Source organism: Pseudoduganella sp. jia 12 (assembly GCF_055502675.1).
This window is the reverse complement of the sequence record NZ_JBUXKP010000008.1, coordinates 280,572-303,910: the sequence shown is the minus strand read 5'-3', so window position 1 is coordinate 303,910 and position 23,339 is coordinate 280,572. Positions and strand designations below refer to the sequence as shown.

Here is a 23,339-nt window from a genome sequence, read left to right as displayed (position 1 = left end):
GGTGTGCGAAATTAGGGTGAATAAAAGGCGGGCATGGCCCGGCCACCTCGCGGCTATTCCACTTCGTTGAAACTCCTGTACGTCGAGATCAGGCGGTTGAATGCCCGTGTCATCCGCTTCGGCGCCGTATCGTCGCGCAGGAAGCGCACGTCGTGCATCACGCCGATGATCAGGCTGTAGATCTCGAACACCAGCTGTTCGGGGTCGGTATCCGGCCGCAGGTGGCCCGCTTCCATGGCCTGCAGCACCGTCTTGCGCAGCGAAGCGCGCCAGCGCGCCACGCCCTGTTCCAGCCGGTCGCGCAGCGGGCCGGCCAGGTCGTCGAATTCAAAGGCGCCCGCCGTATAAAGGCATGCGCCGCGCGGTGCTTCGTCGCTGCCCTTCTTCAGCCACAGGTTCACCTGCATCACGAGCCGCGGCAAGCCTTTCGCCGCCGCCATCGACGGCATGAACACTTCTTCCGCGAAGCGGCGGTCGTATTCATCCAGCACCGCGCCCTGCAGCGCCTCGAGCGACCCGACACGCGAAAACACGCCACTCTTGCTGATGCCCGTGCGCTTGGCCAGTTCGCCCAGCGACAGCTTGCCGATGCCTTCGGCGGCGGCCATGTCCATTGCTGCGGAGATGATCGTGGCGTAGGTCGTTTCGCTTTTGGCAGTGGTATTCATGCATTAACTTTAGCACAGGTGTGCGAAACTGCAAGGGATTTAGGGCGGGTCGCGAACCTGTTCTTCTAGCGAACGCCACCGAAGACTGGATGGCTGGACAATTGCGCCATGCCACGTGGCACAAGGGAGGGATATGGGAGGCATTGCATTGTGGGTCCAGGCCGGATTCTGGGGTTTCGTGGCGGGTTCGGCCCTGCTGCTGGGTGCGGCCGTGGGCTACTGGATGCCTGTACCGCAGCGTGTGATCGCCGCCATCATGGCGTTCGGCAGCGGCGTGCTGATCTCGGCACTGTCGTTCGACCTGATGGATGAAGCGTTCCGCCAGGGCGGTTTCAATGCCACCGCGATCGGCTTCCTGGGCGGGGCGATCCTTTTCACAGTGGCAAACCGGATATTGTCGTCATTCGGCGCCAAGCACCGCAAGCGCTCCAGCGGGCGGCAGGTCGATGAAGGCAATGGCACCGCGCTTGCGGTCGGCGCGCTGATGGACGGGATACCGGAATCGATCGTCATCGGCCTGTCGCTGCTGAAAGGCGGGGCCGTCAGTACCGTGACCGTGGCGGCGATCTTCCTGTCGAATATTCCGGAGGGGCTTTCCAGCGCCGCCGGCATGAAGCGGGCGGGCCGTTCGGTGCGGTACATCTTCGGCATCTGGGGTGGCATCGCGCTGGCATCGGGCGCGGCGGCGCTGGTCGGGTATTCGGCATTCCAGCGCTTTTCGCCGGCCGTGATCGCAGCCACCACGGCCGTGGCGGCCGGCGCCATCCTGGCGATGCTGGTCGATACGATGATCCCCGAAGCGTTCGAGGAAGCGCATGACTATGCGGGCCTGATCACCGTTGCCGGTTTCCTGGCCGCGTTCGCACTGTCGAAGCTTGGCGGTGCCTGACGCTCCGGCCAGAGACGCGACCGGGCTGCAGGCCAAGGATGGAAACCGCCCTTCGGGCCAAGGGTGGGAGGCCGGCCTCAGGCCAAGGTGGAGACCGGCCTCAAGCCGTTAGCGCGGCGGCAGCGATTCCAGCAGCGCCGCGGTATCGGCAGCTCCCATCCTGCGCGCCGCTTCCAGGATCGACACGCCGGCGGCATCGGCGGCGAACGGGTCGGCGCCCCGCCCGATCAGCAGGCGTGCGATGTCGACGCGGTTGAACATCGCGGCAAACATCAAAGGCGTCTTGCCATCCCGCCCCGGTCCGTCGGGCTGCGCGCCGCCATCGAGCAGCAGCGTGGCGATCGCCAGGTCACCCTTGAACGCGGCGCCCATCAGCGGGCTCTGGCCGGCGTCGTTCTGCAATTCCGGGTCGGCACCGCGCTCGAGCAGCACCCTGGTCGTGTCGGGGTGACCGTTGTAACTGGCCAGCATCAGCAAACTGTCGCCCCGTTCGTTGCGCAGGTTGGCCGGCATGCCCTGCTCCAGCAGCGTGGCCAGCGCTTCCGTTTCGCCGCCGCGGGCCATCTGGAAGACCTTGCGGGCGAACGCGAGGGTGTCGTCGTCGAGCTGATTGGGATCGGGATGGTTCATGCAATGCTCCTGGTGGTTCGGCAGGCCACAGCATACCGTGTTGGCGGCAGTCGCGGCGGGCGTAAAAAAAGCGCGCACCTCACGGTGCGCGCTTGCCGTACATTCCCCGAAGCCGGATCAGCCCAGGCGTTGCTCCAGCTTGGCCTTATTGGCCAGCAACTCCTGCGGCAGGCGGTACGCCAGCTTGTCGAACAGTTCGGCGTGCAGCTTCAGCTCTTCACGCCAGGCATCCTTGTCGATCGACGTGATCGTCTCGAATTCTTCCGGCGAGAACGGGATGCCGTCCCAGTGCAGGTCGCCGTAGCGCGGCGTGGTGCCGAACAGCGTTTCGATGCCGCCGGCCGTGCCTTCGATGCGCTCCAGCATCCACTTCAGCACGCGCATGTTGTCGCCGAAGCCAGGCCATACGAAGTGGCCGTGCTCGTCGGTGCGGAACCAGTTGACGCAGAAGATCTTCGGCAGCGCCGCCGGGTTGGCCGCCTGCACTTTCTTGCCGAGGTCCAGCCAGTGCTGGAAGTACTCGCTCATGTTGTAGCCGATGAATGGCAGCATCGCGAACGGATCGCGGCGCACCACGCCCATCTGGCCGGCGGCGGCCGCGGTGGTTTCCGAACCCATCGTGGCAGCCATGTACACGCCTTCGACCCAGTCGCGCGCCTCGGTGGCCAGCGGCACCGTGGTGGAACGGCGGCCGCCGAAGATGAAGGCCGAGATCGGCACGCCGGCCGGGTCGTCCCAGGCCGGGTCGATCACCGGGTTCTGCACGGCGGACACGGTGAAGCGCGCGTTCGGGTGCGCAGCCTTGGTGCCGGAAGCCGGCGTCCAGTCTTTACCTTGCCAGTCGATCAGGTGCGCGGGCGCTTCCTTCGTCATGCCTTCCCACCACACGTCGCCGTCGTCGGTCAGCGCCACGTTCGTGAAGATGACGTTTTCCTTCAGCGAAGCCATGCAGTTGGAGTTGGTTTTCTCGTTCGTGCCCGGGGCCACGCCGAAGTAGCCCGCTTCCGGGTTGATCGCATACAGGCGGCCATCGGCACCCGGCTTGATCCAGGCGATGTCGTCGCCGATCGTGGTGATCTTCCAGCCCTTGAACGATGCGGGCGGGATCAGCATGGCGAAGTTGGTCTTGCCGCAGGCGGACGGGAACGCCGCCGCCACGTAGTGCTTTTTACCTTCCGGCGATTCCACGCCCAGGATCAGCATGTGCTCGGCCAGCCAGCCGGCGCCGCCCTGCTGCGCTTCCTGGTAACCCATGTTCGACGCGATGCGCAGCGCAAAGCACTTCTTGCCCAGCAGCGCGTTGCCGCCGTAGCCGGAACCGTAGGACCAGATTTCACGGGTTTCCGGGAAATGCACGATGTACTTGGTCTTGTTGCAAGGCCATGCCACATCCTTCTGGCCGGCGGCCAGCGGTGCGCCCACGGTGTGCACGCATGGCACGAAGTCGCCGTTCTCGCCCAGCACGTCGTACACGGCCTTGCCCATGCGCGTCATCATGCGCATGTTGACGGCCACGTACGGCGAGTCGGACAGTTCCACGCCGATGTGCGCGATCGGCGAACCCAGCGGGCCCATCGAGAACGGCACCACGTACAGCGTGCGGCCGACCATGGCGCCATCGAACAGGCCGTTCAGCGTGCCGCGCATTTCGGTCGGGTCGATCCAGTTGTTCGTGGGGCCGGCTTCTTCCTTGTTGGCCGAGCAGATGAACGTGCGGTCTTCCACGCGCGCCACGTCGGTGGGATCGGAGCACGCCAGGTAGGAGTTCGGGCGCTTTTCCGCGTTCAGCTTTTTCATCGTGCCCGCAGCCACCATCTCGGCGCACAGGCGGTCATACTCTTCCTGCGAGCCGTCGCACCAGTAGATACGGTCGGGCTTGGTCAACGCGGCCACTTCGGCCACCCAATTGATCAGCTTTTGATGTTTGATGTAAGCTGGCGCGTTCATCGCGGCGATGCCCTCCATCACGGGTTGGTTCATGGTACTACCTCCAATGCAATAAAGAATTCTGTCTCGTTCCGCGCTGTTCTCACGTGCGTTGCCCCGTGTGTCGTTCGGATGGCAGGATCGTCGTCAGCTTTTGGCTTGCGCGCGGAAGTGCATGAAAATGCATCGGCGGTACGGCGGTCTGTCGGTGCGCCCGATAGCGAGATCAAGGGCGCGCTCCCGGCGCTATTGTGAGCGCTACAACGGGAGTTGGAACGAGTAAGTGGAACGAATATTTGCCGGAGCACACTGCGGCGCTCAACGGCTTGATCGATTGTACACCCGCCCTAAAAGCTTTCCGACAAAAATGTAGGAAAAATGGTTGACTAAAGTAGTAAGCTATTCGAGATATTCACAATCCCGTTAACTAGCTACCAATTAAAAAGGAAATTCGTCTAACTCCCATGAAAATTGCCATACTCGACGATTACCAGGATGCGGTGCATGAACTGGACTGCTTTTCACTTATCGACAGTCATGACGTAAAAGTATTCAATCACTCCACGCGGGGCCTGGGCCAGCTCGCTGCCCGGCTGGCGCCATTCGATGCGGTGGTGCTGATCCGCGAACGCACGGCACTGAACCGGGCCGTGCTGGCCAAGTTGCCGAACCTGAAATTGATATCGCAAACAGGCAAGGCCAGCGGGCATATCGACGTGGCCGCCGCCACGGAGCTCGGCATCGCGATCGCGGAAGGAACGGGTTCGCCGGTGGCACCGGCCGAGCTGACGTGGGCACTGATCATGGCGGCCCAGCGCAAGATCGTTCCCTATGCCGCCAACCTGAAGGACGGCACCTGGCAGACGGCGTCGACCAGCCAGCCATTCACTACGCTCGGCACGGTACTGAAAGGCCGCACACTCGCGATCTGGGGGTACGGCAAGATCGGCAAGCTCGTGGCCGGCTATGGCAAGGCGTTCGGCATGGCGGTCATGGTCTGGGGCAGCGACGCGAGCCGCGCGGCAGCCGTGGCCGACGGCCATGCGGCGGCACCCTCGCGCGAAGCGTTCTTCGAGGAAGCGGACGTGCTGACCCTGCACCTGCGCCTGGCGGATGCCACGCGCGGCATCGTTGGCGCGGAAGACCTGGCGCGGATGAAGCCGACGGCGCTGTTCGTGAACACCAGCCGTGCCGAACTGGTGGCCGAGGGCGCATTGGAAGCGGCACTCAGGTCAGGCCGCCCCGGCGCCGCGGCGCTGGACGTGTTTGAAAACGAGCCGCTGCCGGCCGACTCGGTGCTGCTGCGCATGCCGCACGTGCTGGCCACGCCGCACCTGGGCTACGTGGAAAAGGACAGCTACGAGCTGTACTTCAGCCACGCCTTCCAGAACCTCGTCGATTTCTTCGATGGACAGTGCAGGACGATCCTCAACCCCGACTACCGGAATCACTTGCGCAACAAGGGCTGAGCCCTACAGCTGAGCCCCGGGGAAATCAGGCTTCCGGAATGCCGGTGAGGTTGATGCGCGGTGCCGGCATCGCATGCACCTTCGACCACAGCCCGGCCCAGCCGGGTGGCCAGCCGATGACGGGGCCGCTGTAAGGCGCCAGCCCGGCGCGCACGGGTACCACCGGCACCGGCGGCATGTCCGTCAATGGCGCGCCGGCGGGGCGCTGCATGTCCAGGCTGTACATATAGCCGGGCAGCAGCGCATCGCACACGCCGGCGAACCACGCCGTGTGGTCCTCATCCTTGCCCAGCGCCTGCGCCAGGCCTTGCGGATCGAATTTCGCCAGCGCATGGATCAGTTCCTCCGTGGTGGCGCCGGGCGAGTCGCCCCACCCCATCACGGGATTGACGTTGTAGTCGGCCCCCGAGCCATACCAGCCCTCGCGCCAGGAACGCTGCATCCAGTCGCGCTGGCCGGTGAACAGGTGCCAGCGCCAGTGCAGGCCGGAAGGCTTGGGCCATGCATACAGGTAGAGCTTCTGGTAGCCGGCCTGGTGCAGCGCGCGCACCATCGCCATCAGCCGCGCATGCGGCATGCGGTCGGGTGGCGCGCGGCGGAACAGGATCGCTTCGCCGTCGGCGTATTGCACTTCGTCGGTGGACAGGTTCAGGTCGAGCGTGCGCGACTCGCTGCCGAAACGGGCGGAGATCCACCCGGTCAGCAAATTGACAGCCGTGATCACGCCATAGCCGCGGTGGCGATGGAAGATGACGGTTCCCGGGGCGGGCGTTTTCACGGTCATGGCGAAATGGGCAAAGAACCTGGTGGGTCACCTGGCGACTGATCGTAGGTTAAAAGCGTGTATTTCCGCGCCGTTGCCAAGTGACCCACTAGTGTACTCAACGACGTGACAACATGCCAGACGAGTGTCAACAAAGTTTTTTGTTGACGGTGCGACGCGGGCGCGGGCTATCATTGAGCATTCCTGCAACTTTTTACGAAACACCATGACTTTGCGCATCATCGCCACGGGCGGCACCTTCGACAAGCATTACAACGAACTGAACGGCACACTGGGCTTCGCCGACAGCCACCTGCCGGCGGCCATCGCCCGCGCCCGCATCACCGCGCCCGTCGAGCTGGAACTGCTGCCTCTGCTCGATTCGCTCGACATGCAGGATGCCGACCGGGAGCGCGTGCTGGCCTCCTGCCAGGCTGCGCCGGAACGGGCCATCGTCATCGTGCACGGTACCGACACGATGAAGGAAACCGCCGCGGTGCTCGGCCCCGCCGCACTGGACAAGACAATCGTGTTCACCGGCGCGATGATTCCCTACGAGATCGACGGCTCCGACGCCCTGTTCAACCTGGGCTTCGCCTGCGGTGTCGCGCAGGCGCTGCCGGCAGGCGTGTATGTCGCGATGAACGGCCGCATCTTCGCGTGGGACAACGTGCAGAAAAACCGGGCGGCCGGCGTGTTCCAGCCAATGTAATTCGGGGTGTAATTCGGGGTGTAATTCGGGGATGTAATTCGGAATGTAACGCGGGGAATGTCGTGCCGGGAATGTAGTGCCGGGAATGTAGCGCGGGGAAGTTGGTACGGGAAGGCCGGCGCGAAAGCGCGGGCAGACGGCAGGGCCGGCTGGCGGCCCTGCCGTGCGGGTCAGGCGGTGGCTTCGCCGCCCAGTGCTTCGACGATGTCCCTCAGCAGCAGCGACAGTTCGCCCGTCATCAGCATGAAGTCGCCGTCGAAACGCTCGTCGTCGTTGCGGGTCACGGCATCGTTTTCCTTCAGCACGTCGAGCGGCTTCACGCTCTTGATCGCCAGCGATTCGGTCAGCACGAACGAAATCTTGCTTTCCCACGTCATGGCCAAGCGCGTGCACTGCTTGCCGGCGGCGATGTGGCGGCGCACTTCCTCGGGTTCCAGCGTGTGGCGCACATAGCGCACGGCCGCCTTGCTCTCACCGGTCGCGCGCAGTTCCGTATCCATGTCGACGGTAAAGCCGGCCGGCGCTTCGTCTTCCTGCAGCCAGGCTGTCATGACCCCGACCGGCGAGCGCTGCACGCGCAGGCTTTCCAGCGGCATGCGGTCGACTGCCTTCAGCAGCAGCTTGATCACGTCGTCCGCCTTGGCCGGGCTGGCCGCGTCGACAACCAGCCAGCCATTGACAGGGTCGATCCACGTCCACACATTGCTGCGGATCGTGAACGCGCGCGGCAGCAGTTCGTCGTGCACGCGCTCCTTCAATTCCTTCATCGCCTTCTTGCCGGGAGCGAAACCTTGCTGTTCTTCCATCTCGGCGGCGCGGGCCTTTGCGACCTGGTTGACCACGGTCGACGGCAGCAGTTTCTTCTCGGTGCCGAGCAGCAGCAGCATCTGCCCGTTCACCACGTGCACGAGCGATTCGTTACCGCGCGGCGAGTCCCAGCCCTGGCGCAGCATCTCGTTGCTGCTGGCCGGCGTGAACGCCGCGGGGCGCAGTGCCTCATCGAGTTTTTCGGGAGCGAACGCCCACGGAGCGGGCAGTCGGTAGATCTGTAGATTCTTGAACCACATGCTCAAATGACCTTGTTTTACGCGTTGCAAAGCTCAGCATTTTACACCCGGTCGGGCAGGCGAACCATCGCGATTTTCTGCGGAATCGTGATGCACCGGAGGCTCTCATGCACACAGATGCTGGTTGGACGTCCATCGCGTTGACGCTGAAGCTTGAGTACGGGCAAGTGTGATTAGTTTCCATCGACTAATGTCGAGTGAGCACACATTTTCTTACTTCGATGGAGGCATGGGATGGCACGTGAACAGAACGCATCCAGGGGCCTTGCGTCGGCACAGTCCAGGATACAGGCATGATCCGCATCCGGATCGTCATCCTGTCGGCAGCGTGGGCATTTGCCTTTTCTGCTGCAGCGGCCACCGGGCTGGAGGTGCGTCCATGGCCGGAGCCCACCAATTGCCAGGGATGCATGACGATTCAGTTCGAGGAGCTGGAGATGCGTTTGCCGGTTGCAATGATGGGTCGGCTGTTTTCCTTCGCCGATGCATCGGGCCTGCACTTCCTGCCGCCAGGCGGCCCGCGCCGGGCACTGCTGCTGTTTGCCACCAGCCGGGAAAAGGTTATCGGGAAATATTCCACGATCGACCGGGTTACCGGTGCACGACAGTTCTTTGACAAGCTGGGCAGTGATGAACGTTACGCCGCAGCCTGGAAAGCGGAGGGCGTTGAGCGCGCCGCCAGGTATTCGAAAGCTTTCAACGGCAAATTGCATGTGTACTGGATCGAAGCGGCGCCGGGCGATACGCAATACGTGCAGATCGTCATCGACGGTGGAGACAAGATCTACACGCTGGCTGGTAATGTCACGCCGCAATGGTACGAAGCGGTGCTATCCAACCTTCGCATTGCCCCCATACCGTAGTCCTCACCCCGGAAACAATTCTCCCTGCTCCCCTGCCCTGTACCGCTCGGCCTCGTCGAGCGGTACCAGCGCGCTGACCCGCACGCCCAGCAGGCGCAGGCGCTGCTCCAGCGGCACGCGCCGCAGGCATTCGCCGGCGGCGCGCCGGATCATGGCGGCATCGGCCGTGGGCGACGGCAGCGTGACATCGCGCGTCACGGTGCGGAAATCGGCATAGCGCAGCTTGATGCCCACGGTGCGGCCGGCGTAGCGCTTGCGGTGCAGGTCTTCGGACAGCCGCGTGCACAGCCGCGTGAAGATTTCGGACAGCGTGTCGCGGTCATGTTTCGCATGCAGGTCGCGCTCGAACGTGGTTTCGCGGCTCACGCCCTTCGGATCGGACCGCGTGACGACTTCGCGCTCGTCATGCCCGTGCGCCACGCGGTGCAGCCACTCGGCGGAATTGAGGCCGAAGTGTTCCTGCAACAGCTTCGGGTCGGCTTGCGCCAGCTGGCCCACCGTTTCGATGCCGAGCGATGTCAGCTTGGCATAGGCTTTCGGGCCGATGCCGTTGATCTTCTTTGCCGACAGCGGCCAGATACGCGCCGGCACGTCGTCCAGCGACACGATGGTGAGGCCATCGGGCTTGTCCAGGTCCGAGCTGATCTTCGCCAGCAGCTTGTTGGGCGCGATGCCGATCGAGCACGTCAGTCCGGTGGCCTCCTTCACGGCCGCCTTCAGCCGCATGCCCAGGGCCCGCGTTTCTTCCGGGTGATCGGTGAGGTCGAGGTAGATCTCGTCGATGCCGCGGTCTTCGATATCGGGCACGATCTCCGCCACGGCGGCCTTGAACAGCCGCGAATAACGTTTGTAGGACTCGAAATCGGTCGGCAGCAGGATCGCCTCGGGCGCCAGCGCCGCCGCCTTCATCGTGCCCATCGCGGAAAACACGCCGAGCGCCCGCGCTTCGTAGGTAGACGTGGTGACGACGCCGCGGCCCGCGTAGTCGCGCAGCTTCGCGAAGCGGCGCGTGCCGTCCGGCTGCAGCACCGGCTGGTGCCGCGAGCCGCCGCCCACCACCACGGGCAGGCCGCGCAGTTCCGGGTAGCGCAGCAATTCCACCGATGCGAAAAACGCATCCATGTCGAGGTGGGCAATGCGGCGCGGCGGTAGCATGACTGATCGGCGGACTTGTACAGATAGCGCGCAAGGCGCGGACACTGTGATTATATCCAGTGTGCACCACGCTCCGCCAGCGCCTGGCGCGTTGCATTAATTGGTTTATTTTTCAATCACTTAGTGCTTTTTTATCCATCGTATTTACGCAACAGTAGCAATGCACAAGTATCGTGCGCGGGAGGAAGGCGCGTACCATCGGGTCTTTCAACCACGCACGCGAACATGGCTGCCAGACTCCGTCTTTATTGCTGGGTTCCCCTTCTGGCCTGCGCCCTGCCCGCCGCGGCGCAAACGTCGGTCACGATCATGGGCGGTGTCGATGCCTTCGTGGGTTCGATGAAAAACAGCGGCGACGCCGCCCGCACCACGGTGCTTGGCAGCGGCGGCATGACCACGTCGTGGTTCGGCTTCCGCGGCAAGGAAGAACTGGGCGACGGCCTGTACGCGGAGTTTTACCTGACCGGCTTTTTCCAGACCGATACCGGCACGTCCGGCCGCTTCGGCGGCGACAACCTGTTCTCGCGCGATGCCAACGTGGCCCTCGTGGGCCGCCTCGGCCGGCTGCAGGTGGGGCGCGCCTCGGCACCCAGCTTCCTGCCGAACATCCTGTTCAACCCGTTCGGCGATTCGTTCACCTTCTCGCCGCTGGTGCTGCACTCCTACGTGCCCACCGGGCCGTTCGGCACCCGCACCTGGGCCTCCACCAACGCCGGCGACAGCGGCTGGAGCAACCAGGTCGTGTACACCACGCCGTCGTTCGGCGGCGCGCGTGCGAGCCTGCATTACCAGGCCGGCGAGCAGGCCGGCAACGCGGACTGCAACAACCTGGCCGTCAGCACGATGGTCAACAGGGGCCCGCTGGCATTGACCGCGTTCGTGCATCGCGTGCGCGTCAGCAACCCGAATGCGGGCAACGCCATCATCGACCCCACGCGCAGCCCGGTGAACTACGCATTGCTGGACGGGCAGCGCGCCGTGTTCGTCGGCGCCACCTACGATTTCACGCGCATCAAGCTGTACGGCACCTGGCAGCGCACCGTCAACGACGCGGCCGGGGCCGAGGGGCTGCGCGACCGCACCGTCAGCCTGGGCTTCGCAGTGCCCGCCGGCCCCGGCGCGGTGCTGTTCGACGTGGCCGATACCCTCCGCGAAGGCACGTTGTTCGGCAACGAGCGTTCGCGCCGCACGGCATCGCTCGGCTATGACTACCGGCTGTCGAAACGCACCGACCTGTACTCGGTCGCCATGCGCGACCGCATCACCATGCTGCCTTCCGCCATGAGCTATGGCATTGGCGTGCGCCACTCACTCTGACCGAAGGGAACTCGATCGTGAACCTCTCCAACATGCGCATCGGCGCCCGTCTCGCCCTCGGCTTCGCGGTGGCCATCGTCATCATGTTCATCATGTCGCTCGTCGGCATCAGCCGTATCCAGGAAGTGGCCGCGCGAACCGACCAGCTCGTGAATGACCGCTATGTCAAGGTCACGCTGCTCAACGACATGCGCAGCCAGGTCAATCGGGGCGCGCAGGCGGTGCGCAATGCGATGCTGACGCCGGACGCGGCGCAGACGCAGGAATTCCTGCGCCAGATGGCCGAGGCGGACGAAGCCGGCGGCGTCTCGGCCGGGAAAATGGCGAAGTCCGACCTGACACCGGATGTGCGCGCCGTGTTCGATCAGCAGAACACCGCGTATTACGCGTACAAGGAACTGCTCGACAAGGCGATCGCGCAATACCGCGGCGGCGACCGCGAAGGTGCGGTGCAAGCCATGTTCGCCCGTGTAATCCCGGCGCAGACGGTGTATTTCCGCCACCTCGACGAACTGCTGAAAAAGCAGCGCGACCTGATGACGCACGATGCCGAAGCGGCGACGGCGGCGGCGAAATCGGCCACCACGCTGATGATCGTGCTGCTGGTGGTGGCCACGATCGTGTCGGCCGTGATCGGCTGGCTGATCACGCGCTCCGTTACCGGCCCCGTCAGCGAAGCCGTGCAGATCGCCGAAACGGTGGCGGCGGGCGACCTGACGGCGCAGATCGTCACCACGCGCAAGGACGAGATGGGCCGCCTGCTGGGCGCCCTGCGCGACATGACGGCGGCGCTGACCGGCACCGTGCGCACGGTGCGCGACAGCACCGACACGATCAATACCGCGGCGGCCGAGATCGCTTCCGGCAACATGGACCTGTCCAACCGCACCGAGCAGCAAGCGGCCAGCCTCGAGGAAACCGCATCGTCGATGGAGGAACTCACGTCCACCGTGCAGGCCAACGCGGAAAACGCGCGCCAGGCGAACCAGCTGGTGGTCTCGGCCGCCAACCACGCGAACGAAGGCGGCCAGGTGGTGAGCCAGGTCGTGGAAACGATGGGCTCGATCAAGGAAAGCTCGTCGAAGATCGTCGACATCATCGGCGTCATCGACGGCATCGCGTTCCAGACCAATATCCTGGCGCTGAACGCCGCGGTGGAAGCGGCGCGCGCCGGCGAACAGGGCCGCGGTTTCGCGGTGGTGGCATCGGAGGTGCGCAACCTGGCGCAGCGCTCGGCCAGCGCCGCGCGCGAGATCAAGGAACTGATCAACGATTCGGTCGACAAGGTCGACGCGGGCAGCCGCCTGGTGGACCAGGCCGGCACCACGATGGACCGTATCGTGACGTCGGTACAGCAGGTGGCGGACATCATGAACGACATCGCGTCCGCCAGCCAGGAGCAGAGTTCCGGCATCGCCCAGGTGAACACCACGATCACCACGATGGATACCGCCACGCAGCAGAATGCCGCGCTGGTCGAAGAAGCGGCCGCTGCCGCCGCCAGCATGCGCGAGCAGGCGCAGCGCCTGGTGGCCGCGATCTCCACATTCCGCATCGACGACCGCGCCGTCGCGCCGGCCTTCCCCGCGCCCGCCGTTTCGTCCCCGGTGCGGCCGACGGTCCCGCCGGCATCCGCCGTGGCACACCCGCCTTATCCCAAGCTGGGCAGCAAGCCACCGGTGCAGGCGCGGGCGGGCGCCGGCAAGGGCACGCCCAAGGCGACGCCTGCCAAGAAGGCCCCCGAAGGCGACGACTGGGAAGAGTTTTAATCGGGGCGCCGCGCCGGGCATTGCCCGGCCGGCGAGCGGTGCATCGAACCGGCCGTTGAACCATTGGCGGTTGCCGCAGGAGGCCGGCGTGGCCGCCACGCAGGCGCGCGGCGCTTGTGTACTTATGCGCTTATGCGCTTCTGTGCTTATGTGCTTATGTGCCCGGCAATCGCCGGCGCGCCAGCACGAGCAGGCCGCCCAGCACCAGGCTGGCCGCGAGCAGCGAGATGCCGATGGCGGTGCTGCCGGTGGCATCGCGGATCGCGCCCACGAGGTAGGGGCTCGCGAAGCCGGCCAGGTTGCCGACCGAGTTGATCAGCGCAATGCCCGCCGCCGCCGCGGTGCCGCCCAGCAGCGCCGTCGGCAGGCTCCAGAAAATGGGGAACGTGGTCAGGATGCCGGCCGTGGCGAGGGACAGCGCGGCCAGCGCCAGCACGGTATCGTCCGCCCATGCGGTGGCCGCCAGCAGCCCGGCGGCGCCGGCGAAACCGGCAATGGCGGCATGCCAGCGCCGCTCGCCGGTGCGGTCCGAATGGCGCGCCGCCAGCACCATGACGACGGCCGCCACGCCATACGGGATCGCCGTCAGCAGGCCGATGTGGAACACGTCCTGCACGCCGCTGTTCTTCAGCAGTTGCGGCAGCCAGAAGCTCACGCCATACAGTCCCATCACGAACAGGAAGTACACCAGCGCGAGCAGCCATACGGTGCCGCTGGCGAACACCTGCCGCAGCGGCAGGTGCTGCTTCGCCGCCGCTTCCACGGCGAGCTCGCGTTCCAGCACGGCCTTGTCGGCGTCGCCCAGCCAGCGCGCGGCGCGGATGCCGTCGTCCAGGTAGAACAGCGTCCAGATGCCCAGCGCGACCGACGGAATGCCTTCCAGCAGGAACAGCCACTGCCAGCCATGCAGCCCCGCCTGGCCGGCGAACGCCGCCATGATCGCGCCGGACAGCGGCCCGCCCACCACGCCGGCCACGGCCACGCCGCTCATGAACAGCGCCACGATGCGGGCGCGACGATGCGCCGGATACCAGTAGGTGAGGTACAGCACCACGCCCGGAAAGAACCCTGCCTCGGCCACCCCGAGCAGGAAGCGCAGCACGTAGAAGCTGACAGGGCCGGTGGCGAACATCGTGGCCGCCGACACCAGCCCCCAGCTGATCATGATGCGGGCGATCCAGCGCCGCGCGCCCACCCGTTCCATCAGCAGGTTCGATGGCACTTCGAACAGGAAATAACCGAGGAAGAAGATGCCGGCACCGATGCCATAGACCGTGTCGGACAGTGCGAGGTCGGCCTGCATCTGCAGCTTGGCGAAGCCGACGTTGACGCGGTCCAGGTAGGCGGCCACGTAGCACAGGAACAGGAACGGCAGCAGGCGGCGGCTGACGCGCCCGTACAGTGCATCGAGCGCAGTGGCGCTGGCGGTCATCGGTTCTCCCCGGCTGGAAAAACCGCAGCGTAGCATCGCCGGTGCCCCACGAGATGAGGCTGGCTGGAAATATTTTCGCGAAAGTCCTTGCGAAATCTCAAAACTGCGCAGTAGAATACGGCCTCTTCTGAACGTTGTGACAAACGTTCGAAGCATCGAAGGTGATGATGAGGGCGCTTAGCTCAGTTGGTAGAGCGGATCCCTTACAAGGATTAGGTCGGGAGTTCGAGCCTCTCAGCGCCCACCACACATCGATGTTGAAGACCTGGAGCGGTAGTTCAGTTGGTTAGAATACCGGCCTGTCACGCCGGGGGTCGCGGGTTCGAGCCCCGTCCGCTCCGCCAGGATTTCGAAGAGAGCCCGAACAGCGGGCTTTTTTCTTGCAGTTTCTTCAGTTGCCGTTCTACGGGAATTGATTGGAGCGGTAGTTCAGTTGGTTAGAATACCGGCCTGTCACGCCGGGGGTCGCGGGTTCGAGCCCCGTCCGCTCCGCCAGCATCAGTAAAAAAGCCCGGCTTGCCCGGGCTTTTTTGCGTCTGATGCTGGCGCAGCGGAGTGCTTCCCCTGCGGGAAGCACGGCGGGGATCGAAGGAAATCGCCTACCAGCGATTTCGCGGCCGGCAGGATGTCGGCGAGCCGCAGCCCTGCATGGCTGCGTCGTTCGGCAGGCGCGAAGCAGTGCTTCGCGAAACCCCTGCCTTACCCCCGTCCGCTCCGCCAGCTGCCAGTGAAAACCAGCCCGGCTCGCCGGGCTTTCACTGCCAGCTCATTATTCCGCCGTGCCTTGCAAAGGCACGGCATGCGCGAAGCGCTGCTTCGCTTGAAATTTCTCCGGCTGCCTCCGCCCGCTTCGCCCCTCCGCTTCGCCCCTCCGCTCTACCCCTCCCGCTCCGCTCCGCACCTCCGTCTCGCTGCAATCCCCCGCTACCCGCAACCCTCCCCCATCTGCACAGGCAGCATCCCAGAAAATCCCCTTCGCCACGTTTTTCCGCTTTCTCACCACTGTGTGCGTCCTGCAACACCACCGCCCTTACAAAACCGGCGACAATGACAATGCAACCACCCCTTTCCTGGAGCCCTACGTGATTTTCGGTTTTCTGAAGCCGCCCGCCCTATCGCCACGCCTGGCCAGGCTGCGCGAAACCGTCCTCCTCAACTCGCTGACGCCGCTGGAACTGAAGATCGTGGACGGCCTGATGCATGAACGGCGCTACCTGGCGGGCGAGATCATCTTCGACGAGGGCGAGGAAGGCCAGGCGCTGTACCTGATCACGTCAGGCCACGTGCAAATCAACCGCAACATCAACGGCATGCCCGAGATCATTACCGAGCTGTCGCCCGGCGCATTCTTCGGCGACCTGGCGCTGCTGGACAACTCGCCCCGCACCGCACAGGCCCGTGCCTGGGACGACTGCGAACTGGCGGTCTTCTTCCGCGCCGATTTCATGAGCCTGATGGAAACGGATGCCGTCATCGGCTACAAGATCTCGCTGGCGCTGGCGCGCCATATCGGCGCCCGGCTGCGCGAGCGGATGTCGATCGATTCGCCGCACGTCGAGGTCCTGTGATGGCCGACCGGCAGCAGTCCGGGCCCATCGTCTGGTGCGGCATCATCGCCGCGACCTGCGTGCTGCTGTACCTGCTGCAGCGCGTGTTGTGGCTGTCGATTCCCTTCCTTCTGGCGATCATCCTGTATTACGTGCTGCTGTCGCCGTTCCAGCGCCTGCTGCGCATGGGCTTCACGCGCAATACGGCGGCCATGCTGGTCGGCGCCGCGTTCGTGCTGAGCATGCTGCTTGCCGTCCTCGTGGCCTTCGTGTGGATTCCCACGCCGGCGACCGACTGGCAGGACATGCCGGCCCGCTATCTCGACGCGGGCGTGCGCTTCGTGCGCAACATGCTGGGTGCGCTGGAACGGCAGTTCCCGTTCCTGCGGCCGGCCCGCCTGGGCGATTCGGTGAACCTGAACCTGGCCGAGTACTCGCGCGAATTCGTCCAGCGCCACCTGGGCGGCGTGCTGGTCACGGCCGCCGCCTGGGTACCGTCGCTGCTGCTGGCGCCGTTCCTGGCCTTCTTCTTCCTGCGCGACGGCCGCCGCTTCAAGCGCTTCCTGGCCCGTGCCGTGCCGAACGCCTTCTTCGAGAAGACGCTGTTCCTGCTGCATGAAGTCGACCAGACCGCGCGCCGCTACTTCCACGGCATGCTCAAGCTCACCGCCATCGACACCGTCGTACTGGCATTCGGCCTGTGGGCGATCGGCCTGCCATCGCCGCTGCTGCTCGGCTTCATCGCCGCCATGCTGGCGTGGGTGCCTTACGTGGGTTCGATCGCCGGCTGCCTGCTGGTGGTGCTGGTGGCATCGGCCGATGCGCCGGACAACAACGCCGCGGCCTACAGCGCCATGTTCGTGTTCATCATCGCCCGCCTGCTGGACGACTTCATCTTCATGCCGATGACGCTGGGCCGCAGCTTGCGCATGCACCCGCTGGTCACGGTGGTGATGCTGTTCGTGGGCGGTGCGCTGGCCGGCGTGACCGGCCTGATGCTGGTGCTGCCGCTGCTGGGCGTGGTGATGGTGGTCGGCGAAACCATCGGCGTGCTGATCACCGACGCCCGGCTGCAAGCCCGGCACCGCTACTCCCGCTCCCTGCGGGTCAAGCAAGCCAGCATCGATCTCAAATAGTTGCGTTAAAACCGGTGACGTTAAAACCGGTGACAGACACTAATGCCGTTCAGTTAACGGAATTCGATGCAGTCCGCGACGCTGCCGTACTAGTGTCGGACACCGGCTTCTTGGTGTCGGACCGCTGCGGCGGACCGACTGGTTTTCCGCTGAGGAAATTGGCAACATCCTGCGAAGACCGGTGTCCGACACATTTTCCGGATGGAGCTCCCGGAAAAAATGTCCGACACCAGGCATGCTAATGCCTACTTATATAGCCCACGTCGCCTTAACTGAACGGCATTAGTGACAGACACCGGTTCTTTGGAAATGTTTCAAGAAAACCGGTGGTGAAGCAGGGATTTCTTGGAGCGTGCTCCAAGCCTGCGCAACAGAGATGGCCTGCAAGCCTTCTCTCCTTCCAGACACCGGTTTTCTGGCAACAAAAAAGGGAGCCGAAGCTCCCTTTTTTGTTGGCTGATGCGATGCCTTACGCGACAGCAGCGATGGCGGCCTGCTCGGCTTCCACTTCATCGTCACCCGAGCGGATCAGGTGGTCGAAGGCGGACAGCGCGGCCGTTGCGCCGGCGCCCACGGCGATCACGATCTGCTTGTACGGCACGGTGGTCACGTCGCCGGCGGCGAACACGCCCGGCACCGACGTCTGGCCCTTGGCATCGATCTCGATCTCGCCATGCTTCGACAGCGCCACGGTGCCCTTCAGCCACTCCGTGTTCGGCACCAGGCCGATCTGCACGAACACGCCTTCCAGGTCCACGCGGTGCAGCTCGTTCGTGTTGCGGTCCTTGTACGACAGGCCGTTCACTTTCTTGCCGTCGCCATGGATCTCGGTCGTCTGCGCCGACAGGATGATCTTCACGTTCGGCAGCGAGCGCAGCTTGCGCTGCAGGACCGCGTCCGCACGCAGTTCATTGCCGAATTCGATCAGCGTGACGTGCTGCACGATGCCGGCCAGGTCGATCGCCGCTTCCACGCCGGAGTTGCCGCCACCGATCACCGACACACGCTTGCCCTTGAACAGCGGGCCATCGCAGTGCGGGCAGTACGCCACGCCGTGGTTCCGGTATTCCTTCTCGCCCGGCACGTTGATCTCGCGCCAGCGGGCACCCGTCGACAGGATCACGGTCTTGGCTTTCAGCACCGCACCGGTCGCGGTATGCACTTCGGTCAGTTTGCCCGGCACCAGTTTCACGGCGCGCTGGGTGTTCATGATGTCGACTTCGTATTCCTTGACGTGCTGCTCCAGCGCCACGGCGAATTTCGGGCCGTCGGTTTCCTTGATCGAGATGAAGTTCTCGATCGACAGCGTATCGAGCACCTGGCCGCCGAAACGCTCGGCCAGCACGCCGGTCTGGATACCCTTGCGGGCCGCATAGATCGCCGAGGCCGCGCCGGCAGGGCCACCGCCGACGACGAGCACGTCGAACACGTCTTTCTTGTTCAGTTCAGCCGCCTGGCGGGCACCGGCATTGGTGTCCAGCTTGGCGAGGATTTCTTCCACGTTCGTGCGGCCCTGGCCGAAGTGCTGGCCGTTCAGGAACATCATCGGTACCGCCATGATCTGGCGCTCTTCGACTTCTTTCTGGAACACGCCGCCATCGATCGTGGTGACCTTGATGCGCGGGTTGATGACCGACATCGCGTTCAGCGCCTGCACCACTTCCGGGCAGTTATGGCACGACAGCGAGATGAAGGTCTCGAATTCGAAATCGCCTTCCAGGTTGCGGATCTGTTCGATCACGGCTTCGTCGAGCTTGATCGTGTGGCCGCCCACCTGCAGCAGGGCCAGCACCAGCGAGGTGAATTCATGGCCCATCGGGATGCCGGCGAAACGCACGCCAATGTCGGTGCCGGCACGGTTGATCGAGAACGACGGCTTGCGCACGTTGGCGGCGTTGTCCTCGACCAGGGTAATCTTGTCGCTCAAGCCATCGATATCGGCGAGCAGTTCCTTCATTTCCCGCGCTTTCGCGGAGTCATCCAGCGATGCGACGATCTCAATCGGCTGCACCACTTTTTCCAGATAGGCTTTCAGTTGGGTTTTGAGATTTGCATCCAGCATGACATTTTCCTTTCGATTTGCTGCCGACACACGCCGGCAGCATTTACCACTTTATTCAACCAGCTTTTCAGGACCTCGCAAAACCGTAGCGAGCGGCGGCAGTTTCGGTTGAGGAACGGAGCTGTACTTAATGTACAGCCGGTCCGCCGCTGCGGAGTACCGGAGACCGAAAATGCAACGCGCAGTAGGTTTGGCGAGGTTCCAGCCAGTTAGATCTTGCCGACCAGGTCCAGGGACGGGGTCAGGGTTGCGGCGCCTTCGGACCACTTGGCCGGGCACACTTCGCCCGGGTGGGAAGCAACGTACTGGGCAGCCTTCACTTTGCGCAGCAGTTCCGATGCGTCGCGGCCGATGCCGTTGTCATGGACTTCCAGCACCTTGATGAAGCCTTCCGGATTGATCACGAAGGTGCCGCGCAGTGCCAGGCCTTCTTCTTCGATCATGACCTGGAAGTTACGGGACAGCAGGCCGGTCGGGTCGCCGATCAGCGGGTAGTTCACTTTCTTGATGGCGTCCGACGTGTCGTGCCATGCCTTGTGCGCGAAGTGGGTGTCGGTGGAGATACCGTACACTTCCACGCCCAGCTTCGAGAATTCTGCGTAGTTGTCGGCCAGGTCTTCCAGTTCGGTCGGGCAGACGAAGGTGAAGTCGGCCGGGTAGAACACGAATACCGACCACTTGCCCTTCAGGGATTCTTCGGTCAGATCAACGAACTTGCCATTGTGGTAAGCAGTTGCCTTGAACGGTTTGACTTGGGTGTTGATCAGAGACATTTGCGTTTTCCTCGTGAGGGTTGTGAATCAATGAGATGCTAGTTTAGCGAGATCTCGTCAATATGAAAAATTGATTGTGCCAATACTTTCGATTGAGTATAGCTATCGGTACGGCTTGACGAGACCCGGTATTATCGTCGTTCCTGTCAAATCGTGAAGGCTGGAGGGGCGCAATGGCGCGGCGCAGGGTCATGCCCCTGCCTGCCAGCGGACCTTCACTGGCTCATGAAGATCCCGTCATGGCGTTTGCGATGCTGCATGGATACCGACGATATCGCGTGGCTGCGCACCTTTGTGGTGGACGCACTGCTCAAGGCCAGCCTTGCCGTGACGCCGCGCTGGAGACGGATCAGCCGGATATCACCGTCGCGGCCTTCTCGATCAGCAGCGCATCGAATTCCTCGGCCGGCAGCGGCTTGTCGAACAGGTAGCCCTGGCCATAGTCGCAGCCGGCAGCGGCCAGCAGGTCGCGCTGCTGCGCCGTTTCCACGCCCTCGGCGATCACGTGCAGGCCCAGCTTGTGGGCCATCACGATGATGGCTTCGGACAGCGCCATGTCGCTCGAATCCGGCGCCAGGTTGCGCACGAAGCTGCGGTCGATCTTCAGGTAATCGATGTCGAACTTGTTCAGGTACGACAGCGACGAATAGCCGGTGCCGAAATCGTCCAGCGCCACCTGGATGCCCGCGTCGCGCAGCTGCAGCAGCTTGTCGGTGACCATCGTGCTGGCATCGAGCAGCAGGCCTTCGGTGATCTCGACCACGATGGCCTGGCCCGGCACGTCCAGCTGGCGCAGCGCGCGCAGCCACACGTCGTAGCTGCCGCCCTCGCGCTGGAATTCGACCGGCGACTGGTTCAGGCTCACCTGGAATTCCGGATGCACGCCGCGGCGCCAGCGCTGTACCCAGCGGATCGATTCGTTGAACACCCACTGGCCGATGTCGATGATCAGGCCCGAGCTTTCCGCCAGCGGAATGAATTCCAGCGGGCTGACGAGGCCGCGCTGCGGGTGCTGCCAGCGCAGCAGCGCCTCGGCCTTGACGATGCGGCCCGTTTTCAGGTGCACGATCGGCTGGAAATACAGTTTCAGCTGGTCGCCCTTGATGGCGCTGCGCAGGTCGTTCGTCAGGCGCATGCGGTTCAGCGCCGCCACCTGCAGCGCCGGCGTGAAGTAGCTGAAGCGGTTGCGGCCGGCATCTTTCGCCGCATACATCGCCTGGTCGGCGTGCTTGAGCAGGTCTTCCACGCTGGCCGCGTCGTCCGGGTACAGCGTGATGCCGATGCTGGCGGAAATGAATGCCTGTTCCTGGCCCAGCGGGAATGGCGCCAGCAGGCAGTCGATGATGTTCTGCGCGATCGCATCGACCCGGTCGGTCAGCTGCAGCTCGGTCAGGATCACCGTGAATTCGTCGCCACCCAGGCGTGCCACCGTGTCGGATTCGCGCACGCAGCCGATGATGCGGCGCGCCGCCTCCACGAGCAGCACGTCGCCCTGGTCGTGGCCCAGCGTGTCGTTGACTTCCTTGAAGTGGTCGAGGTCGATGAACAGGATCGCGATGCGGCTGCCGTCGCGCCGGCTCTTGACCACGTCGTGGCGCAGCCGGTCGAGGAACATGCGGCGGTTCGGCAACTGCGTGAGCGGATCGAAATTGGCCTGCTGCCAGATCAGTGCCTCGCTCTTTTTCTTGTCGGTGACATCCTCGATCATGCACAGCTTGAGCTGCGCGCCGGCCTGCAGCGGCACCACGGCAGCTTCCACCCACACGATCGAGCCGTCCGAACGCACCAGGCGCAGCGTGGTGCTCAGTTCCGGCACTTCACCGGCCGCCAGGCGCGCCATTTGCAGCGACCACCCGGCCACGTCGTCGGGGTGCACGAAATCGAGCCAGCTGTGCGAGGCGAACGCATCTTCCGAGCGGCCGGCGATTTCGCGATAGCGCGGATTGACGTCGGAAAAGGCGCCGCTGACGCCATCGATCAGCGCAATGCCCATCGGCGAGGCTTCGAACATCGTGCGGAAGCGTTCCTCGCCGGCGCGGATCGCATCGGCGGAGCGGCGCCGTTCACGCGCCAGCAGGGCAAAGTGGATCGCGGCCCCCAGCAGCAGCAGCGCCGCCGCCGCACCGCCGATGCGGTACAACCAGGCCAGGTTGGTGCCCGGCTCGTCGTTGTACAGGAAACCATGGAACGTGACGTCCTTCGGCAGCAAGCCGAGATCGGTATAGACATCGGCGATGTGCTCCCAGCGCTCGGGATTCATGTAGCCGATCTCGACCAGCACCGGCTGCACGAGCGGCACCATCTGGCGCGCTTCGTAGAGCAGGTGCTGGCGGTCGTGCCGGCGCGAATACTTTGCCAGGATCAGGTCGGCGATTTCTTCCTGGTGGCTCATCGCATATTGCCAGCCGCGCAGGCTGGCGGCGCGGAACGCTTTTACGCGCTCCGGGTTGCCGTTCAGTTCATGTTCGCTGGTGAACAGGTTGTCGCCATAGAAATCCACGCCGGCGGCGCGCGGGCTGTGGATGTCATACGGGAAGCCGGCGCGGTCGAGGTAATCCGTTTCGTTGGTCGTGTGGATCGACATGGCCTCGACGCGGCCGTTGATCAGGTCACCCGGATCGTAGGTATGCTCCAGGCGCTGCAGCTGGTCCGGCAAGACCCCTTCACGCTTCAGGTAGGCGGACAGTTCATCGGCATGGTTCAGCGGTGCCGACAGCGGCCCCAGCATCACACGCTTGCCGGCCAGGCGGCGGATATCGGGCTTGGTGCCCTGCTGGCGCATCGCCAACGCATACGGCGAATGCTGGAAGATCACGCCGAGCACGACCACGGGTTTGCCGGACAGCCGCGCCAGCAGCAGGGAACTGCTGCCGGTGCCGTACTCGGCGCGCCCGGCCAGCACCTCGCGCAGCGGCGCTTCGCCATCGCTGCCTTCGACGATCTGCACGTCCAGCCCCGCATCGCGGTAATAGCCTTTTTCCACCGCCGCGTAATAGCCGGCGAACTGGAACTGGTGGGTATGCTTCAGCTGGAGCACCACCCGGTCCTCGGCCTGCACGGCGGGCGTGGCGAAACCCAGCGTGACGCCCCCCAGCGCCAGCAGCAGGCTGGCACAGGCGCGACGGGCAGGAAGGAGCAGGATGAGGGCGGAGAACACGGGC

At 64.2% G+C, this 23,339-nt stretch carries 18 protein-coding genes and 3 tRNA genes; 11 read left to right on the top strand and 10 right to left on the bottom strand.

The annotated features are described in order from the left end of the window. Positions 1–53: 53 nt before the first annotated feature. Positions 54–668: a TetR/AcrR family transcriptional regulator gene (locus ACY65G_RS19540; RefSeq protein ID WP_464998956.1), complete on the bottom strand. Its 615-nt coding sequence runs from the start codon at positions 666–668 to the stop codon at positions 54–56. A gap of 133 nt (positions 669–801) precedes the next feature. On the opposite strand from ACY65G_RS19540, the gene ACY65G_RS19535 reads away from it, so the two are divergent. Further along, the gene (locus ACY65G_RS19535) at positions 802–1,557 is read left to right on the top strand and encodes a ZIP family metal transporter (protein WP_464998955.1); all 756 of its coding nucleotides are present in this window, start codon (positions 802–804) and stop codon (positions 1,555–1,557) included. A gap of 108 nt (positions 1,558–1,665) precedes the next feature. Here ACY65G_RS19535 and ACY65G_RS19530 read toward each other — a convergent pair whose 3' ends face one another. Beyond that, complete coding sequence (locus ACY65G_RS19530; RefSeq protein WP_464998954.1) at positions 1,666–2,187, bottom strand: ankyrin repeat domain-containing protein; 522 nt, start codon at positions 2,185–2,187, stop codon at positions 1,666–1,668. A 117-nt stretch (positions 2,188–2,304) separates the two neighbouring features. Further along, positions 2,305–4,167, bottom strand: a complete 1,863-nt coding sequence (locus tag ACY65G_RS19525) for a phosphoenolpyruvate carboxykinase (GTP) (protein ID WP_464998953.1) — start codon at positions 4,165–4,167, stop codon at positions 2,305–2,307. 410 nt (positions 4,168–4,577) lie between these two features. On the opposite strand from ACY65G_RS19525, the gene ACY65G_RS19520 reads away from it, so the two are divergent. Next, positions 4,578–5,582, top strand: coding sequence for a D-2-hydroxyacid dehydrogenase family protein (locus ACY65G_RS19520; protein WP_464998952.1), 1,005 nt, complete (start codon positions 4,578–4,580; stop codon positions 5,580–5,582). A gap of 25 nt (positions 5,583–5,607) precedes the next feature. On the opposite strand, the gene ACY65G_RS19515 is transcribed toward ACY65G_RS19520, so the two are convergent. Continuing rightward, positions 5,608–6,360, bottom strand: coding sequence for an L-asparaginase (locus tag ACY65G_RS19515; RefSeq protein ID WP_464999000.1), 753 nt, complete (start codon positions 6,358–6,360; stop codon positions 5,608–5,610). 211 nt (positions 6,361–6,571) lie between these two features. On the opposite strand from ACY65G_RS19515, the gene ACY65G_RS19510 reads away from it, so the two are divergent. Then, positions 6,572–7,057 carry an asparaginase domain-containing protein gene (locus ACY65G_RS19510; protein ID WP_464998951.1) on the top strand — a complete coding sequence of 162 codons (486 nt, stop codon included), beginning with the start codon at positions 6,572–6,574 and terminating at the stop codon, positions 7,055–7,057. A gap of 170 nt (positions 7,058–7,227) precedes the next feature. On the opposite strand, the gene ACY65G_RS19505 is transcribed toward ACY65G_RS19510, so the two are convergent. Further along, positions 7,228–8,124 carry a recombination-associated protein RdgC gene (locus tag ACY65G_RS19505; protein ID WP_130187121.1) on the bottom strand — a complete coding sequence of 299 codons (897 nt, stop codon included), beginning with the start codon at positions 8,122–8,124 and terminating at the stop codon, positions 7,228–7,230. A gap of 293 nt (positions 8,125–8,417) precedes the next feature. Here ACY65G_RS19505 and ACY65G_RS19500 point away from each other — a divergent pair, with 293 nt between their 5' ends. Further along, complete coding sequence (locus ACY65G_RS19500; RefSeq protein ID WP_464998950.1) at positions 8,418–8,987, top strand: hypothetical protein; 570 nt, start codon at positions 8,418–8,420, stop codon at positions 8,985–8,987. Between the two features lie 3 nt (positions 8,988–8,990). On the opposite strand, the gene dinB is transcribed toward ACY65G_RS19500, so the two are convergent. After that, positions 8,991–10,142, bottom strand: coding sequence for a DNA polymerase IV (gene dinB, locus ACY65G_RS19495; protein ID WP_464998949.1), 1,152 nt, complete (start codon positions 10,140–10,142; stop codon positions 8,991–8,993). Between the two features lie 225 nt (positions 10,143–10,367). Here dinB and ACY65G_RS19490 point away from each other — a divergent pair, with 225 nt between their 5' ends. Both ACY65G_RS19490 and ACY65G_RS19485 read left to right on the top strand, forming a co-directional pair. Beyond that, positions 10,368–11,459, top strand: a complete 1,092-nt coding sequence (locus tag ACY65G_RS19490) for a porin (protein ID WP_464998948.1) — start codon at positions 10,368–10,370, stop codon at positions 11,457–11,459. 17 nt (positions 11,460–11,476) lie between these two features. Next, the gene (locus tag ACY65G_RS19485) at positions 11,477–13,228 is read left to right on the top strand and encodes a methyl-accepting chemotaxis protein (RefSeq protein WP_464998947.1); all 1,752 of its coding nucleotides are present in this window, start codon (positions 11,477–11,479) and stop codon (positions 13,226–13,228) included. 154 nt (positions 13,229–13,382) lie between these two features. On the opposite strand, the gene ACY65G_RS19480 is transcribed toward ACY65G_RS19485, so the two are convergent. Beyond that, on the bottom strand, positions 13,383–14,660 hold the full coding sequence (locus ACY65G_RS19480) for an MFS transporter (protein WP_464998946.1): 1,278 nt from the start codon (positions 14,658–14,660) through the stop codon (positions 13,383–13,385). 171 nt (positions 14,661–14,831) lie between these two features. Here ACY65G_RS19480 and ACY65G_RS19475 point away from each other — a divergent pair. The 5 genes from ACY65G_RS19475 to ACY65G_RS19455 all read left to right on the top strand — a co-directional run bounded on the left by ACY65G_RS19475 (position 14,832) and on the right by ACY65G_RS19455 (position 17,343). Beyond that, positions 14,832–14,907 (top strand) — tRNA-Val (locus ACY65G_RS19475). A 20-nt stretch (positions 14,908–14,927) separates the two neighbouring features. Beyond that, a tRNA-Asp gene (locus ACY65G_RS19470) sits at positions 14,928–15,004 on the top strand. 74 nt (positions 15,005–15,078) lie between these two features. Beyond that, positions 15,079–15,155 (top strand) — tRNA-Asp (locus ACY65G_RS19465). Between the two features lie 587 nt (positions 15,156–15,742). Further along, on the top strand, positions 15,743–16,228 hold the full coding sequence (locus ACY65G_RS19460; protein WP_130187116.1) for a cyclic nucleotide-binding domain-containing protein: 486 nt from the start codon (positions 15,743–15,745) through the stop codon (positions 16,226–16,228). After that, entirely contained in the window at positions 16,228–17,343 is a 1,116-nt protein-coding gene (locus ACY65G_RS19455) for an AI-2E family transporter (RefSeq protein ID WP_464998945.1), read from the top strand. Before ACY65G_RS19460 ends, ACY65G_RS19455 begins: the two co-directional genes overlap by 1 nt. A 469-nt stretch (positions 17,344–17,812) precedes the next feature. On the opposite strand, the gene ahpF is transcribed toward ACY65G_RS19455, so the two are convergent. The 3 genes from ahpF to ACY65G_RS19440 form a co-directional block, all read right to left on the bottom strand. Further along, the gene (gene ahpF, locus ACY65G_RS19450; protein ID WP_464998944.1) at positions 17,813–19,405 is read right to left on the bottom strand and encodes an alkyl hydroperoxide reductase subunit F; all 1,593 of its coding nucleotides are present in this window, start codon (positions 19,403–19,405) and stop codon (positions 17,813–17,815) included. Between the two features lie 209 nt (positions 19,406–19,614). Beyond that, positions 19,615–20,178: an alkyl hydroperoxide reductase subunit C gene (gene ahpC, locus ACY65G_RS19445; protein WP_130187113.1), complete on the bottom strand. Its 564-nt coding sequence runs from the start codon at positions 20,176–20,178 to the stop codon at positions 19,615–19,617. Positions 20,179–20,527: 349 nt separating this feature from the next. Further along, entirely contained in the window at positions 20,528–23,335 is a 2,808-nt protein-coding gene (locus tag ACY65G_RS19440; RefSeq protein WP_464998943.1) for an EAL domain-containing protein, read from the bottom strand. Positions 23,336–23,339: the final 4 nt, after the last annotated feature.